Raw genomic sequence first — 16,807 nt, 5'->3', positions numbered from 1 at the left:
ACCTAAACCAGAAGCGCACAGAACAGATATCAGGCTGACATTCACGGGTTGTCGCGGCTCAAAGGGCACTGAAAAACAATCGAAATAACATCATCCGCAATAGACTCATTGATCAAATTCAATAGATAGATTCTTGCGGAAACACGAATTTCTCAATGACTGATTTACTAGACCCCTTAACAAGAAATTAAGATATGGGGGCATCAAGAATCCAATAATGAGCATGACCAATGACCAAGCAGACTCGACAAATATGAAAAAAATATCTATCATAAAAGGATGAGCTCCTGCCGAAGCAAAGCATGCTTCGAATGCAGGAAATGCTAAATCACCCTTGGTTTCTCATCATGAGCAAGCTCCACGGTCTCGATGCATACGGATATGTGGTCAATGCTTGGCTCGATGGTGAACTGGAAACCAGTGGCCTCAGCGAGATACCTGCTCTTGGGTGGTTCTGGAGCGATTTGCTCAAGCACAGAATGTGGATGATTGATGAATTAGAGAATTGGGCAGGGATCATCAACGAACAGGAGGAGCCACCGGAGGGAGGGGACGGACCAGGAAACGAAGATCAAGGCTTTGGGCCCGACCATGGAGAGAATGGTGATGGCCCAGGGGATCCCTTTGATCCGGAAGCTGAACTAGACGGCGGCGAAGAAGAAGATATCGACGACAACCATGGCCGAAGACGACGAGCTGGATCCGGATGCTGAGCTAGACGACGGCGAAGAGGGTATCGACGACAACCAGGCCGAAGACGACGAGCTGGATCCGGATGCTGAGCTAGACGGCGGCGAAGAGGATATCGACGACAATCAGACCGAAGACGACGAGCTGGATCCGGATGCTGAGCTAGACGGCGGCGAAGAAGAAGATATCGACGACAACCAGGCCGAAGACGACGAGCTGGATCCAGATGCTGAGCTAGACGGCGGCGAAGAAGAAGATATCGACGACAACCAGGCCGAAGACGACGAGCTGGATCCCGATGCTGAGCTAGACGACGGCGAAGATGGTGACAATTTTGAAGACATCGCACTACAGCACCCTGACAACGAAGAAGAAGACGCCATTTTCAACAATCAGATAGATGATGAAAACAACGATGAATTTGCAAATGACGTGGATGACGGACACGAAGGGAATGACGAAGACACAATCTCAGAGACTCAAGGAAATCCTGACATTGCAGAGAACTACTCGTCGACGTTCGTTTCTATCGCCAACAAATTAAGCGGTACCGACGACTACGATTCCTCAAATTTCCGTGAATTTTTCCATGGATCAAATGGTGCACCAGCACACAGCGAAGCTAATAAAGCAACTTTGGCAGAACTGTCGTTTATGGGTGATCTATCTGAACATTTTGATGATCTTGGCAATTTCACAGGAACGGTCAAGCTAGTAGATGAAGACGGAACAGTTATTGAAAACAATATACCCAGCTTTACTGACCCATTCAGCCTCATGTATCCCGACTCAGGGATGATGCCAGGGATGAGAGAAGATTACATCTTCGTCTTTGTCAGTGAAGAAATTCAAGAAGGCTATAGCTTCGAAGTTGACTTCAAAATTGAGGGAGAGACAGAGGGTTCTACCGACGTTGTTGTCGGACCATTATTAGCTGAAAGTTATCCAATTTCTGATTTCTGGTCTCTTGATGCATTTCAACTGGACGTCAGGATAGGAGAAGCCGAATACTCAATTAATGGCATGGAAGAAGCTGAGGGATATTTTGACATCAACAACAATCAAATCGTTCTCAATGGAACCAATCTTGGCCTCGATAATGGAGTTGAACTAGGCTTTGCCGAACATGAGGGATTACCTAACTCAATCAAATCGTTCGCGACATACAAAGTTTCGAATCTCGAAGAGACAGGACGCGAAACAATTTTTAATCTCACAAACAAAACAGGGAAAGTCGTTTCGTTCAATGACGACAAAATCTCCGAGCGTCTCGAAAGTTTGTCTGAGAACTCATACGGTGCAAATGATGGACTTCGCATGGCAGTCAGCAAGACAGAAACACAATTCAGAATTGATTGGGACATGGCAGGAGATATTGATTTTATAAGTCTCGACCCACTCATCACAGAAGATTTTGTCGTTGAAACCTTGAATCCAGATGCTGCAGATGGAGATGTGTTCACAACCTGGACAAAGCTTGAGCTCAACGACGTAAAAGCAGCATTTAGCGAGATTGAAATCTCATTGAAACAGGAGGGCGCTATTCCGTCTCTCGAAGCTACAGATTATGCGATTCCAGAATCATGGGAAATTCGAATGTCATATGACGACCTGATCAAAGAAACAATACCAGCAGATGCACTGGCAAGCAATGACGAACAAGATGCAGAACAAAGTATCAATGCAAACGAAACTTATCTGTTTTTCGATAAGTCTGTTTTTGATGTTGTTATCGGCAATGAAGATCTGACCAGTGCCACACTTTCCATAGGTCCAGCAGGCGCCTCTCAAATTACCCTCGAGGACATTCATCAATTAGAAAGCCTCGAGGTCTTAATTGGTTCAATCACGGATGCAGCAGCTTGGGCGCAAGCAACGGATGTCACGTGGACTAAATACATCGAAAGTCACTTCATGCCTGGTTATGGGGTTGGGCATGACGAGATGGGTGGCGATGAAGGACCGAATGACATGCCAGAAGGCCAGCCACCAATCGGACATGATGAAAACGGAATGATGAATGAGGGAGAGCCTGATATGAACGAAGAACATCAAGACATCCATACCACTCAGCTAGTCATGCAAGAGGAAGAGACAGAGCAGAACGATGTACAGAATGTATCAACATCGCACAACGATGAAATTGATAACACCGGTGAAGTCCCAATCACTGGCAATCAACCGAACCATCAGGCCGATACCGAAAATCCTCCCGGTGAAGAGGAGGATGCGCCCAACGAGATGCAAGAAGGCCCCTTCAATCCAGATCAGGAAGGAACTGGTGGCAACACGGAGATGGGTGGTGGTGCTGAAAGTACTGAAGTGGTCAACCCTGGCCTCAAACTTTCCGCTCTGACAGATGGAGAAGGGCTGAGTGACTTCAGTGTTACTTTGACTCTACAACATCAAGATGGGGAACTCGATAGAGTTTATAACTCAATCTGGTTTGGAAAACTAAATGAAGAAGGAACTGCTGTAGCGGCTGATCCCGATGGCTTCAGCCTGATCACTCGCTCCTGGCAGAACTGGGAAGAAACTAATGTTGTCACGATTGATCGCTACGGGGATGGTCTGGGTGTCCTTGCCATTGATGATTCGGTTGATTACCCAGAGTGGTCTGATTACTTCCCGAATGTCTTCTTCGAAACACCATGGCATCTTCCCTGGGATCAGCAAAGACTTGCTGCCAAAACACTGAAAGTAGAAGGAAAAGCATTTGATAGTGGCGATGATCTTTTGCTGAATGTTGAAATCGAGATCCCAAAAGAAAATGAAGCAGGCCACACCCACTCAGAATATCGCCATTACACACTATTGGTTGACATCTACGGGGGTGATTCTAATCAAGAATCTCCTCTCAGTGATCTTGAAAAGGAAGAACTGTTTATGATGTCAGGTGGAGGCTTTAAAGATCCATACGGGCCTCAATACGAATCTGAAATCCATATCCCCTTGGCCTTGGAGGAAGGAGAAACAGCATTCACACCGGAACTACTTACGGGCCATCTGCAGCAGAAGCTTGAAAGCTTCTTCGACGGTCTTGAACTGTATGAGTCATTCGATTTCGGATCAGTATCGAGCCCAGGTCATAACTCCATTACTGATGGGCAACAGTTCAGGGCTCTGGTCGACCTTTATGCGGAATCCAAAGGGCTTGAAGCTGTTGTAACTGAGGTCAATCCTTATTCTGATGACAGTGAAGATGATGACACCGATAATCCAGACGATCTCGATGCAGTAGCCCTTCAGCACGAGGACGAAGGCCAGGAGCCTCCTCAAGGCGACTTCGAAGATGACAATGGCGAAGGACAGGAGCCTCCTCAAGGCGACTTCGAAGATGACAATGGCGAAGGCCAGCAGCCTCCTCAAGACGACTTCGAAGATGACAATGGCGAAGGGCAGCAGCCTCCTCAAGGCGACTTCGAAGATGACAATGGCGAAGGGCAGCAGCCTCCTCAAGGCGACTTCGAAGATGACAATGGCGAAGGCCAGCAGCCTCCTCAAGGCGACTTCGAAGATGACAATGGCGAAGGGCAGCAGCCTCCTCAAGGCGACTTCGAAGATGACAATGGCGAAGGCCAGCAGCCTCCTCAAGGCGACTTCGAAGATGACAATGGCGAAGGGCAGCAGCCTCCTCAAGGCGACTTCGAAGATGACAATGGCGAAGGCCAGGAGCCTCCTCAAGGCGACTTCGAAGATGACAACGGCGAAGGGCAGCAGCCTCCTCAAGGCGACTTCGAAGATCACAACGGCGAAGGTCAGGAGCCTCCTCAAGGCGACTTCGAAGATCACGATGGCGAAGGTCAGGAGCCTCCTCAAGGCGACTTCGAAGATCACGATGGCGAAGGTCAGGAGCCTCCTCAAGGCGACTTCGAAGATCACAACGGCGAAGGTCAGGAGCCTCCTCAGGGCGACTTCGAAGATCACGATGGCGAAGATCAGGAGCCTCCTCAAGGTGACTTCGAAGATGACAATGGCGAAGGGCAGCAGCCTCCTCAAGGCGACTTCGAACATCACGATGGCGATCCAGCCGATAAGGATTACGGCCCAGGTTTAGAAATCACTGTTGGAGACGAAATTTTCACGTGGAATGTCAGTGGCCATGGTGGAGACCCTGATGAGGGAACAGGTCCTCATGCAACACGGAATGGGCAAGGACTTAGCTTTACCGATCAAGAACTGGAATCCATAAAAGCACTTGACGAGATTGAGCTCTTCGCAGATCAAGTGCTGACATTTGGAGATATCGTTGACGAAAGTGACGAATTCAGAACTCTTAAAAGTTCAACCATTGACTTCAATATTCCCGAAGACGGCGAAAAGCCTTTGGTTGATATGTGGGGGTACGTTGTCTTTGACGAAAGCAATGACCTCGCATTCATGGAAGCAGAAGAGGCATACAACAGCTCCTTCCATACAGAAAGTTATGAATGGGTCAACAATTTCGGTTTACGCAAGCCCGGCTTTGAATGGGCATGGACAGATCCTCTTGGTCCGGACTCAGATTCCAATCGACGCATCCAAGTGGACTATGTAGGGATGGACGAACTGGCCAAGATTGAGGCCAATGGATCAACATACAAGCCAGGCGACATTAAACTGAAGATCGACAAAAAGCTTGTTGACCCTGAAAAATATGACGTTCGAGTGGAATGGGGACACCAACTCATCATTACCTTGAAAGAAGAAGGCGAAATAATCCTGACACCGGAGAGTAAAGTCTCCTTCGAACTAAGTGATGATGTTTATGATGAAGAAGGTGTCTTGACCAAAGCCGGCCATGGCTTTGTCGACGTCAATGGCCAAAGACTTGAAGCTGGAGAAAAAGTCAAAGTCGATAACTGGGCTGCTTTCAGTCAAATGGGCTTTGATTTCAGTGAGCAGATCATGCTCAATCCTGAGACAAGCGTAGTGAAGGGCAAAAAAATCACTCTTGAATTTTATGGTGATGCTGACTTCTCCACGGATTCTGAAAAGGCAACCGTCCCTGAAAAAGCAGACTTCCAATTCTATTCTTATGACCCAGCACGTGGTGTTGAAACCAGTCTGACACTGAGTGAAGAAGACATTGCTGTGGATGGAAAGAAACTGGTCTTCACACTGAGTGAATCAGTTCCTTCGGGAACATTCGTGGAGGCAACCTATGACCCGTCCCTTTCTACTTTCTCTGACAGCAGCACAGAAGCAGATAACGCATTCACGAACCTCAATGGGGTTGCTGCTGAACCGTTCTACTTCTTACCGCTGAAGAATGAATCACCTGATGAACAAGGGCCTCACATCATGTATGCCGATGTAGCAGGCAAGATGATGCACCTTCAACTGGAAGATCCAAACGGAATCTATATTGGAGAAGCTGAACTCAGCAATGAGAATCTACCAAATCCGTCTAATTTCTCACTTGAAGCAACCGACAGTGACAATAAAACCAAAAAAATCACAGCAACCAGTGTCATCCTGAATCGGTGGGGGGATCTCGAGTTTCAACTTGACAGCGCTGTCACATCGACTGATGTCGTCAAATTGACATATTCAGGAAATTCATTGAAAGACAGCCTGAAAAACAGCAGCAAGATTCGTGATTTTGAAGTGTGGAATAACTCTGTTGACTTCAGCTTTGAAGATGCCAACTCATGGTTCTTACTGAATGATCTTACCAATGTTGTGTTCAATGATGGACTTTACATTCAAGACAACGGAAATGTCTCCAGCTTGAGCAGCAATTTTCAATTCATCGATGAATACGTATTCAAACTAAAGGAGTTTTCCAAAGTCACCATTGATCTGACAGACGTCAATGGAGAAACACTCGACGACGACGGCGATGCAAACCTTGATTTTGTCTTGGAGAATGAAAGAACATTTGACTATGTCGGTGGCTCATTCAATTCAAAACAAGATGATTGGCAAGAATCCCCGACAAATGATGAGCGGAATGTCAGCTTCCAATTACCTGCCGGCGAGTGGAGACTCATTGTTGAACATGGCGAAACATGGAATGAAATCAGCCAAGACTATCAATTAAAAATCAGCACAAGTGCTGCAACCTTTGAAGCAGAAAAGACATTCACGGAAGATTCAACCAGCCATGACTTCAATGTCAGCCTAGATAACTATAGAAAAGAAAAGATTTTCAATGTTGATGTTGCAGGAAATCTCACCTTTAGCCTGACAACGCCTGAAGATTTCGAAGGTGATGTATTCATGAATTTATTTGACCTTGGCGGCCAATGGTTAAATGAATCTTGGACAGGAACATTTAGCCAATATGTCGAAGCAGGTTCTTACAGACTCGAAATCAATTCCTGGACACCTCCAACCCCAGGCCTTGAGGCTCCATCAGTCGCAATAAGTGCAACTCTGGATACATCCATAAGTCTTGACGTTGATACAGACACGAAAGATTCAACCAGCGGCTCGATCACAGTCGATGGTGTGCCGACAGAAGGTGAGTTAAATTCACTTGATCCAGAAGACTGGTGGACACTGAAGCTGAATGGTGGAAAAATCTACACCCTCAGAGCCACTGATTTCACCGAAGACGTGAACCTGGTTGCCCTGAATAATTTATTAAATTACGAAGAATGGAGCGTGAACTGGGGGACAGAAACAGTCAACGACGATGGCTCCTTCACGTTCACTCCCTCAGATGAAACACTGCTATTTGATCTCTCCACAGATAAATATGAAAGTGGCAAGACCTATCAATTCACTGTTAATCCTCACATCTATTCCTTCAATCCAACGAGTTACAGCCTAATAGCCAAAAGCCACGACACTTTGGAGGCGGCACAAACTGAAATCAGCACAGGAATCGTTTCTTATGATGACATTTTTGACAGCTTCTTCGGAGAAACCAGTGACTCGTCTGATTCCGTCAAGATTGATAAAAACGACTTAATGGGATTGGCCAAGCTAACAGAACCAACGACCGATGAAGTCAACACGCTGAAAGCTGCGCTGGAAAAAGAATTGGGTGCCATGGGTCAGGAACTCTCAGGAAACCCAATCGCGTTCAAGAGCTCCCTCACCTCAGAGGATGGCAGCTCAACCAGTTCAACAGTCGCTGTCGTTGTCACGAAGGACGTTCCAGAATCGGTTTCCGATCAGGTCTCGTCTGAGAACATCACCGAACTGAACAACAACGAGCCTGCAGAACTCACCAGTACCGGTTCTACAGAAGAGTTCGGAGCGAAAGAAATTTCAGAACTGGGCAACGACACGAAGGACGAAGCGGAAGATCTCACTCCGATCAGCCAACCAGTTGATGTTTCTGCAAGATCGAGAAGCAGCACACTCTCTGGGTTCCTTGCTGAAGGGAATCCAGGAAACGCACTACAAGGAGAGAACTTCAACTCCAATCACGCTTCCACCACACAGGATCTCGGACTACAACGAATTGGTATTCAACTCAGTGATGAAATCATTGCTCAGTTGAGTGATCCTGAAGAGACTCGAGACCTGATCTGGTATCGCAAACCAAATAATGGTGATGCTTTCATCTTTACGTACGACAGCACAACCGGTACCGGAGCACTCCTTGAAGACTCAGATTCAAATGGCACAAACGATGTCATGGCTCTCTATGTCAGAGATGGTGGGCGTGGCGATGATGACAAGCAAGTGAATGGTGAGATCGTCTCACCAGGTGGCTTGGCATTCGCCAGCTTGACGGCCGCTGCTCCAGACACAACCACCACCACTGTCATCAACGAAGATGGTGTAGCTGTTGAAGTTGAGACAGTACTCTGGAAATTGGATGTGGACTCTGATGGCATCATCAATGCCCTCGCCGATGGACTGGCTATCACACGCCGTCATCTTGAAGGCAGTCTGGAAACTGATCCAGTTCTGAATCAACTGGTGTCGACCAGTGGAGAACGCACAACGGAATCTTCCGTTAGAAAATATCTTGACCTTGGCATTCAAACACCAGACAAGGTGCTTGACATTGACAACTCTGGTACGTTCGACACGAGTGATCTGGCACTGATTCTGCGTCAGGCCACTGGCACCTTCCCAAGCACATCTCTCTCAAACGGTTTCAGCAACGACACAGTCACGCACGCCGACATTATCGAAAATCTGAACAGTCTAATCTCAGATCAACAGGCAACATAAAGGGAGGACAGATCAACTGCTTTGGAATATCAGGAATTGCAGGCTATTTTTGATGAGTGGTTGACTCAAAATGATCACTGGAAGCCGATCATCTATCGATCGGCTTCCAGTGAAACTCATTCCATCGACCTCCAAACATTTCAAGGCGGGCATCGAATTGCACGTTTTCTCCTTAGTGATAATTTAGCTGAACGCATCAATTCCGTTCTTGGCGATCAACTACCGATCGTCCTTACTCAGGACTGGATTGATGTCTCTCTACTTGACGACGAAATATCCGGGGCACCGCAGACCGTCGCTAACTTTGAACGCTACGTTGAAGAGGGAAAATATACAGACGTTATTCTTCATCGTCTGATTGCAGGATTTGTGCTTCAGGGAGGAGGCTTTCAATGGTCTGACAACCAGACAAGTCCATCCACCATTGAAAGCTTTTCGCCAGTACAGAACGAATTCAGCAGTGAGCGAAGCAATACACGAGGCACGATTGCGATGGCCAAAATTGGCAACGATCCCGATAGCGCCACCAACCAGTGGTTTTTCAATCTTGCCGACAACAGCAACAATCTAGACAACCAGAATGGCGGTTTTACTGTCTTTGGAAAGACAAAGACAGAAACAGACTTGCTCTTTGTCGACATATTAGCAAGCTCACCAGTTGCCAATGCAGGTGGCGTATTCAGCACTCTGCCTTATTTATCTCTAACCGACAATACAATTACAGCACCTGACACCGTGAGATTCAAATCAATTGAAATTATCGACCAGCGCAAGGAAATCGATTTTGAACTAAGCATTGACAATGCAGATCAGACCCCCATTAAAGCGACTCTAGAAAATGGCCAAACTCTGATCTCGTCGGAAACCATAATCGAACAAAGCTCTATGGATTGGCTCACATTACGAGCGACAGAAAAGCTTAGTGGCCAACACCTTGAACAACTGATACCCGTCTTCAACAGTACAAATGACAACCTAACGGGCTACCAGCAACTCCTGGATAATGCATTGATCCTAAGCAACCATTTGAACACCAAAGAAGACGAACAGATCAATTCAATAGCCCTATCAAGTCAAACAGAAAGCATCATCGATATTGATCAGAATCGAAATATCGATCTGCAGGACGGCAAACTGATGCTGAGACACGCCTTTGGCACATTCCCAGGCCTGTCCTTACAACAGAATTTAAATGGAATCGCCGAAGATACAAATCCTTCAGACTTGTTGAATTCCCTGAATCAGCTGACAACTCCTGTGGAAACCTGATTGCAATCAAGACATCGCATCAGGCAAGACACACCACATCCCCTGCTCTCGCCCCGATTCAGGATCTACCAATTTACCGCGAAAGACAACAGCGGCACCACTGATGTTTGCCTTTACCAATCCTGGCTTCGAACCATAGCGTCTTAAAAAGCGTTGCAATGTTTCAACTGATCGATAGCCAATGGCTTCAGCAGCTTGCTGCGTTGTGAGAGGTGGCAACTTCTCAAGTGAACGCAATTCATCACTGGAAAGAATTCTTGGCTGACTGGAATCCTGTGAATCCTCAACCTCTGGTTTTGCTGCAGCTCCAGCACCAACAGCTGATTCAAGTTGCTCCAGTCGGTCGAGAATTTTCGAAACCAAATCCGGAGATGACGACGTTGCGGAAGATTCACTTGGATCGATCAGAACCTTCTCGGCCTCAACGAATTTCTGACGTCTGAAAATCATCAGCATCAATGGGCCGACTGGATAAAATCCAACCAATTCCCAACCATGCTCACCATTGGTGTTCAGAAAGCTCTGAAGCTGGTGTGCTGGATGAGAACTCTGACCTCCTCCTCCACCAGCACCCTGGCGAGAGGAAGGAGGATGGGAGTAGAAGCTTGGAAACTCCTGTTCAAGATAGGCCTGAGAGAAAATCGGGTTTGGAGAACCCGATTTCTGCGGTTCAGCTGATGGAGTGGGCTTTGGAGGCTGCTTCACCGATGGAGGCGGGGGCCCATCAGAAACAGGCCGGGCACTCTTAGCTTGCGAGGACCCGGCTGGAGGAGAGACATTCAAATGAATGACTCTGTATTCCCAGACTGGATGATTGTTGTCAGTTGCCATTCAGTCAAAGCCGCATGCTGATGGGTTCAGCCCTGACCGCCGTCAGAGCTGGATTCCGTATTTTGTAACTTAGCGAATGCTTCAGGATTCTCAACAGCAAGACGAAGCTGAGCGACAAGAGCACGACGACCCACGTCCATCAAAGCCATCTGGTTGCGCAGACTCTTCATCTCAGCTTCCGACGAACGAAGAGCAGCAACAAGCTGTTTGGCTGGGTCCGAAAGAGAGGAGAAATCGTATTCTGTATCTCCAAGCTTGATCTTGGCCTGAGACTGCTGAGAGGCCTGCTGTTCTTCAGACATGGTCAGATGAATGCTTCATTTGGACGCTAGCACTGATGTTCAATTCGGACATCAAAGCTCGATTCGCAAAAGCCGTACATTATTTACGCGGCATAAAATTGTTTGGAAGATCGTAATCAGAACCAGAAATCGATGTCAGTCAACCCTTCCTGGAAGACCATACAGCTGGATGACACGCCAGACTTCAGAATGAAAGGATGACGTCCGCAACGGCTATCGCCCTGCTCTCGGGAGGACTGGACTCCGCCACAGCAGCAGCCCTCGCATTAGAGGATGGATTCCGGGTGATCGGATTGTCCTTTGATTACGGCCAACGCCATCGCCGAGAGCTGGAGGCCTCTGCCGCAGTTGCGGATCACCTTGGCCTCGCAGAACACCACCGCATTGCCGTCAACCTTGCCGCCTGGGGGGGGTCAGCTCTGACCGATGCCGCCATCACCATTCCCACCGATGGAGTTCAAGATGGTGTGATCCCGCCGACGTATGTACCGGGACGGAACACGGTGTTCATCGCGATCGGCCTCAGCCTCGCTGAGGCCCGAGGCGCCGAACGGCTGGTGTTGGGCGTGAACGCCGTCGACTATTCCGGCTACCCCGACTGCCGCCCCGACTACCTGCATGCCTTTCAGGATCTGGCGGATCTGGCCAGCAAAGCCGGTCGGGAAGGACATGGCACACAGCTGTGGGCACCGTTGGTGCACTGGAGCAAAACCCGAATTGTGGAAGAAGCCCTTCGATTGAATGTGCCGATCCAGGCAACGTGGAGCTGTTACAGCGGAGGCAGCACACCCTGCGGAGTCTGCGACAGCTGTCGCATCCGTGATGCCGCCCTGCGGGAGGCTGGCCGGGCTGATCTCTGCAGCGCCAACCAACCATGATCACCCCCCAGAGGTTGGAGCTGCCCTGGCGCGAGCCTGTCGCGGTGGCCCGGCAACTGGCAGCAGAGAACGGAGAGAGGGGACTGATCTGGCTCGATGGTGACGGGAGCGAACTGGGGCACAGGGTCACCATCGCCAGCAACCCCCGGGAGATCATCTGCTGCCGGGGATTGCCGGGAGATGCCAACGCCCGGGATCCCTTTGCAGCCCTGCATCAACTCGGCCCGGGTCACTGGACCGGATGGCTCAGTTACGAAGCTGCCGCCTGGTGTGAACCCGGCAACCCCTGGTCGCGCGATGGCATGGCCAGTCTCTGGATCGCCCGCCATGACCCCGTCCTGAATTTCGATCTCCGGCGCAGGGAACTGTGGGTCGTTGGCACGGATCCTCAAGCCATGGAAGAGCTTGCGGAAGGGCTTGCCGCCTGCCAGACCTCGGAGTTCGATCGTGGTCCGGCCATCCCTCTTGGTTCCTGGACGCACCACACCGATGCGCGGAGTTTCGCCGATGGCGTTCGGCACATCCGCAGACTGATCGCGGACGGCGACCTTTTCCAGGCCAACCTCACCGCCTGCTGCAGCACCACCTGGCCGGCCCATGGCTCAGCCCTGGAGCTGTTCCAGAGGATTCGGCAACGCTGTCCTGCCCCTTTTGCCGGACTGGTGATCGCCGATAACGGAGAAGCGCTGCTCTCCTCCTCACCGGAACGTTTCCTGGAGGTTGACTCCGCGGGCCGGGTCCAGACACGACCGATCAAAGGCACGCGACCACGCCACCCAGAACCGGAACAGGACGCCGACCTGGCAGCGGAGCTGGTCTCCAGCGACAAGGACAGAGCCGAGAACGTGATGATCGTCGATCTGCTGCGCAATGATCTCGGCCGGGTCTGCATTCCGGGCTCAATCGAGGTGCCACAACTGGTGGGTCTGGAGAGTTACGCCTCGGTGCACCACCTCACCTCCGTGGTGGAAGGCCAGCTGCGGCAGAACCTGAGCTGGGTGGACCTGCTGCAGGCATGCTGGCCGGGGGGGTCGATCAGCGGTGCCCCGAAACTGCGGGCCTGTCAGCGCCTGCATGAACTGGAACCAACCAGCCGTGGTCCCTATTGCGGGTCACTGATCCGCGTTGATTGGGATGGACGTTTCGACAGCAACATTCTGATCCGATCGCTGATGCGAAACGGCATCACTCTGCGGGCCCACGCCGGTTGCGGCATCGTCGCTGACTCCGACCCCGATGGCGAAGCGGAAGAGCTGATGTGGAAACTGCAACCACTGCTGGAGGCTCTTGCATGACCCGAGCGATCGCCTGGCTGAACGGGCAGTGGGGGGCTCCGCATGAGCTGAGCCTGCCCCTCAACGACCGTGGACTGCAACTCGCCGATGGCCTCTTCGAAACTGTGCTCATTGAGAGTGGTGAACCTCGACTGCTGGAGGAACATCTGCAGCGATGGAGCATCAGCGCCAACCTGCTTGGCATGGCACCACCCCCGGAGCGGAGCCATCTGCAGCCGCTGATCGAGGAAGCGACCCAGCGCTGTGGTCTGCAGAGGCAAAGCGCTGTCCTCCGACTCAACTGGAGCCGAGGCGAATCAGGCCGGCGGGGAATCGATGTGCCTCAACCGGCACAACATCGATTCTGGATGACTCTCGAGTCCGGAGCACCGACATTCAGCGCTGTGACAGCGATCATCTGTCAACAGGAACGACGCAACGCCGACAGCCTGATCAGTCGATGCAAAACCTTTGCCTACAGCCAGGCGGTTCTGGCACGTCGGGAAGCCACGTTGCAAGGGTGCGATGACGCCCTGCTTCTGAACACCCGAGGTCAGTTGTGCTGCGGCACAGTGGCCAATCTGATGGTGAGGCGCAACGGTTCCTGGCTGACGCCACCACTGAGCAGCGGATGCCTGCCGGGGGTGATGCGGGGACGGGCGCTGACGCTGGGATTGGTGAAGGAAGCGGAGCTTGGATCAGACCTGAACCCAGACGACGAGGCCGTTCTGATCAACAGCCTGAGCTGCCGACCGGTGATCGCCTTGAACGGACTGCCGCGAACTCTGGCTGACACAGAGCGCTTTTGGCAGAGCCTGCTGAATTAGCACGATATAATCACTGTATCGTGCTGATATTGAGACGATTTCGTGCTAATCCTCCGGAAGCAGGCGCCGGACCGATTCAGCCCAGCCAGCGCCATGAATATCCCGAGCCAGTTGAAAGCGACCGCTCGCCACGTTCACACTCAACTCCGGATGAGGACCTGCAGGGCCAGGAACAACAACGGCGAGATCAGCCACCTCCAGCAGAGGAAGATCATTGGGCGAATCCCCGAGGGCCAGCACCTTCACCCCGGGTGCACCGACACGTTGCCGCAGAACATTCAACGCCCTGCCTTTGCTGACGTCGGCTCCGAGGAGGTGACACATCCTGTTACCGCGCACAACTGCCAGACCGCGGACTGACGCCAGAGCCTCGAGGCGAGGCTGAATCTGCACGGACGGGGGAACGAAAGGGACACTCCAACGACGGCGCTGGGCCTGCTGCAATCGCTCGCCGGAGAGTCCAAGCAGGCGCTCTCCCTGATCATCCGTCAGTTCATCGAGAGCTTGCAGCGGTTCACCGAGCTCCTCGGCCAGCTCAGACAACTGTGGCTTCAAAGCTGTCCAACCGGGACCAAGAGCCTCCTCCCAGTCCTCACCTGTGTCGGATGAACCGTGGATGGCACCGCCGTTCTCAACGATGTAGGGATCGTTCAGCTGAGCCGCTGCCCGGAACTGACGCACCTCCTCCGCGGTCTTGCTGGTGCAGGGAATCACAGGAATTCCACGCTGCTGGAGCCATCTCAGGGCCGTTTCGGCCGGAGTCCAGTCGTAGGCATGGTCCAGCAGGGTGCCATCCAGATCCGTCACCACCCACCACCGGGAACTGAGGCGTTCTCTCATGACTGAATCAACCAGTGCACGGCATAGGGCTCCAACTGCAGCAGAGAGCTGAGCGCTTCAGTCGAGCCGTTGAGACAATCGACCCAGGGGCCTGTCACAGGGTCGACGAATCCCCCCAGCGCCAGCGTCAGGCGGGAGGGAGTGAGGTTGTGAATCGCCAGCAGGACCTGACCATGGCGGGAACGGCGCAGAACCACAAGATCGGATCGGCCCGTGCTGAGCACCTCAAGCGCTGCGTCCGGGTGGAGCGCAGCCTGGGTCTTGCGAACGTCCAGAGCCCGAGCAAGCATCGTCGTCACCGCCGTGGCATCACTGTCGGGATCCTGAAGACGACGCTCCAAAGCCTCGGCCTTGAACTGAGGTCGGTTGAGATCCCGACGGTGACCCGTGCGACGGAAGCGTCCGAGATCATTGGGCGCAGCCAGCAGGGCGGGAAGGTAGAACGCCGGAACTCCCGGCAGGGCAAGGATCAGCAGCTGAGTCATCAGAAACCGGGCCCGCTGGTGGTGGGCAGGATCGATTCCCCCATCCGCCATGGCGCTCCACCAACTGATGTTGATTTCATACGGCGCCTCTTCGCCGCTGGTCAGTCGACGATGGCTGATCAAGCCACCCCTCTGTTCGCAGGCGATCAACAGCTGCAGCAGACGTCTCTCAGGCATCAGCCCCTCGAGGGCCCTCAGCCCAACCCCGTCATGACAGGCCGTGAAATTGAACAGACCCGTTGCTTCCGGGAGCTGAGGCCATCGGCTCAGCCATCCATTCAGCAGGTCTGCACGACCGCTGATCGCTGCTTCCAGCAACAGGGGTGGCAGGGGAAAGTTGTAGGCCAGATGAGCCTCCCGGCCACTGATCAGATACGACAGGTTCTCCTGCTCCGGCACATTCGTCTCCGTCACCACCACGCCGTGTGAGCAGGCCGCATCCATGAGATGCCTCATCACCTCGACGATCCGGTGGGCCTGGGGCAGATGGATACATCCGGTGCCTGGGGTCTTCCAGATGAAACCGACGGCATCGAGTCGCACCCAGCGCACCCCGTGGCGGACCATCCGTGCCAGCAATCGCGTGAACCCGAGCAGAACCTCCGGACTGCGCCAGTCCACATCGACCTGGTCAGGACCGAAGGTGGTCCAGACCTGACGCACTCCCGCGGGACCGCAGAGCTGGGTGAACAGGGAAGAACTGCGGGGCCGGACCACAGCGTCCCAGCAGGTGGAGGGAGAGGCTTCCAGAACACAGGAGCGACCCGGTTCGTCATCGCACAGAAACTGTTGGACCCAGGGATGGGACGCCGAGATGTGATTCAGCACCAGATCAGCCATCAGGCGTCGCCCCCCGGCAAGCGCGGAGAGATCACCCCAGTCACCATGACGCGACTCAAGTTGGTCATGACTGGCCACTGCGAAACCGCCATCGCTGGTGGACTGCAGGAAAGGCAGCACGTGAATGACAGATGCGAAGGGGTTGAGGTGACGGTTCACCAGAAGCCGCAGGCTCTGAAGGCCGGGCTTCTCCTGCTCTGTCACCGTATCCGCATAGGTGATCAGAACGGCATCAGCCCCTGACCAGCGCTCATCGACGGCAATGCAATCGCCATCGTTTGCACTACCACGCAGAATCTGCAGCAATTGCGACGACAGCACCTCGGGATCAACGGAAGAATCGTCGAGGTAGAGGTCATGGAGCAGTGCCTGCAGCGTTTCGTCGCGCGGGAGCTGCATTCTGTTTCTCCTGAACACCGTTCAGGTATGGGCCAGGACCTCAGCCACCGT

Annotated in this window: 10 protein-coding genes; 6 read left to right on the top strand and 4 right to left on the bottom strand. The window is 52.1% G+C overall.

What is annotated here, in order from left to right:
- The first annotated feature begins 302 nt into the window (after positions 1–302).
- Genes ACJ0G7_RS07570 through ACJ0G7_RS07560 form a run of 3 tightly spaced genes read left to right on the top strand, consistent with a single transcriptional unit; the run spans position 303 to position 10,080 of the window.
- Positions 303–713: a hypothetical protein gene (locus ACJ0G7_RS07570; RefSeq protein WP_407395606.1), complete on the top strand. Its 411-nt coding sequence runs from the start codon at positions 303–305 to the stop codon at positions 711–713.
- On the top strand, positions 679–8,811 hold the full coding sequence (locus ACJ0G7_RS07565) for a hypothetical protein (protein ID WP_407395604.1): 8,133 nt from the start codon (positions 679–681) through the stop codon (positions 8,809–8,811). The genes ACJ0G7_RS07570 and ACJ0G7_RS07565 overlap by 35 nt, the downstream gene beginning before the upstream one ends.
- A 21-nt stretch (positions 8,812–8,832) precedes the next feature.
- A complete protein-coding gene (locus tag ACJ0G7_RS07560; RefSeq protein WP_407395603.1) occupies positions 8,833–10,080 on the top strand; it encodes a peptidylprolyl isomerase in 1,248 nt (415 codons plus the stop codon).
- Positions 10,081–10,086: 6 nt separating this feature from the next.
- On the opposite strand, the gene ACJ0G7_RS07555 is transcribed toward ACJ0G7_RS07560, so the two are convergent.
- Positions 10,087–10,911, bottom strand: a complete 825-nt coding sequence (locus tag ACJ0G7_RS07555; protein ID WP_407395602.1) for a hypothetical protein — start codon at positions 10,909–10,911, stop codon at positions 10,087–10,089.
- A 26-nt stretch (positions 10,912–10,937) separates the two neighbouring features.
- Positions 10,938–11,213, bottom strand: coding sequence for a DUF6447 family protein (locus ACJ0G7_RS07550; RefSeq protein ID WP_043693720.1), 276 nt, complete (start codon positions 11,211–11,213; stop codon positions 10,938–10,940).
- Positions 11,214–11,410: 197 nt separating this feature from the next.
- On the opposite strand from ACJ0G7_RS07550, the gene queC reads away from it, so the two are divergent.
- From queC to ACJ0G7_RS07535, 3 genes are read left to right on the top strand one after another with little or no spacing between them, the layout of a single operon-like run.
- The gene (gene queC / locus ACJ0G7_RS07545) at positions 11,411–12,091 is read left to right on the top strand and encodes a 7-cyano-7-deazaguanine synthase QueC (RefSeq protein WP_407395600.1); all 681 of its coding nucleotides are present in this window, start codon (positions 11,411–11,413) and stop codon (positions 12,089–12,091) included.
- Entirely contained in the window at positions 12,088–13,386 is a 1,299-nt protein-coding gene (locus ACJ0G7_RS07540; protein WP_407395599.1) for an anthranilate synthase component I family protein, read from the top strand. The genes queC and ACJ0G7_RS07540 overlap by 4 nt, the downstream gene beginning before the upstream one ends.
- Complete coding sequence (locus tag ACJ0G7_RS07535) at positions 13,383–14,192, top strand: aminotransferase class IV (protein WP_043693729.1); 810 nt, start codon at positions 13,383–13,385, stop codon at positions 14,190–14,192. The genes ACJ0G7_RS07540 and ACJ0G7_RS07535 overlap by 4 nt, the downstream gene beginning before the upstream one ends.
- Before the next feature lie 45 nt (positions 14,193–14,237).
- Here the strand turns inward: ACJ0G7_RS07535 and yedP are convergent, their stop codons facing one another.
- Together yedP and ACJ0G7_RS07525 are read right to left on the bottom strand one after the other, a co-directional pair.
- Positions 14,238–15,032, bottom strand: coding sequence for a mannosyl-3-phosphoglycerate phosphatase-related protein YedP (yedP, locus tag ACJ0G7_RS07530; protein WP_407395598.1), 795 nt, complete (start codon positions 15,030–15,032; stop codon positions 14,238–14,240).
- Positions 15,029–16,756, bottom strand: coding sequence for a sugar phosphorylase (locus ACJ0G7_RS07525; protein ID WP_407395597.1), 1,728 nt, complete (start codon positions 16,754–16,756; stop codon positions 15,029–15,031). Before ACJ0G7_RS07525 ends, yedP begins: the two co-directional genes overlap by 4 nt.
- Between the last annotated feature and the right edge of the window lie 51 nt (positions 16,757–16,807).

This window comes from Parasynechococcus sp. (assembly GCF_045559935.1).
Classification (GTDB): Bacteria; Cyanobacteriota; Cyanobacteriia; order PCC-6307; family Cyanobiaceae; genus Parasynechococcus.
The sequence above is the reverse complement of the archived record's forward strand: the minus strand, read 5'-3'. Positions and strand labels throughout refer to the sequence as shown.

Coding starts and splice junctions, on each gene's coding strand:
- ACJ0G7_RS07570 (WP_407395606.1), top strand. CDS start 303: ATGCTTCGAATGCAGGAAATGCTAAATCACCCTTGGTTTCTCATCATG.
- ACJ0G7_RS07565 (WP_407395604.1), top strand. CDS start 679: ATGGCCGAAGACGACGAGCTGGATCCGGATGCTGAGCTAGACGACGGC.
- ACJ0G7_RS07555 (WP_407395602.1), bottom strand. CDS start 10,911: ATGGCAACTGACAACAATCATCCAGTCTGGGAATACAGAGTCATTCAT.
- ACJ0G7_RS07550 (WP_043693720.1), bottom strand. CDS start 11,213: ATGTCTGAAGAACAGCAGGCCTCTCAGCAGTCTCAGGCCAAGATCAAG.
- queC (WP_407395600.1), top strand. CDS start 11,411: ATGACGTCCGCAACGGCTATCGCCCTGCTCTCGGGAGGACTGGACTCC.
- ACJ0G7_RS07540 (WP_407395599.1), top strand. CDS start 12,088: ATGATCACCCCCCAGAGGTTGGAGCTGCCCTGGCGCGAGCCTGTCGCG.
- ACJ0G7_RS07535 (WP_043693729.1), top strand. CDS start 13,383: ATGACCCGAGCGATCGCCTGGCTGAACGGGCAGTGGGGGGCTCCGCAT.
- yedP (WP_407395598.1), bottom strand. CDS start 15,032: ATGAGAGAACGCCTCAGTTCCCGGTGGTGGGTGGTGACGGATCTGGAT.
- ACJ0G7_RS07525 (WP_407395597.1), bottom strand. CDS start 16,756: ATGCAGCTCCCGCGCGACGAAACGCTGCAGGCACTGCTCCATGACCTC.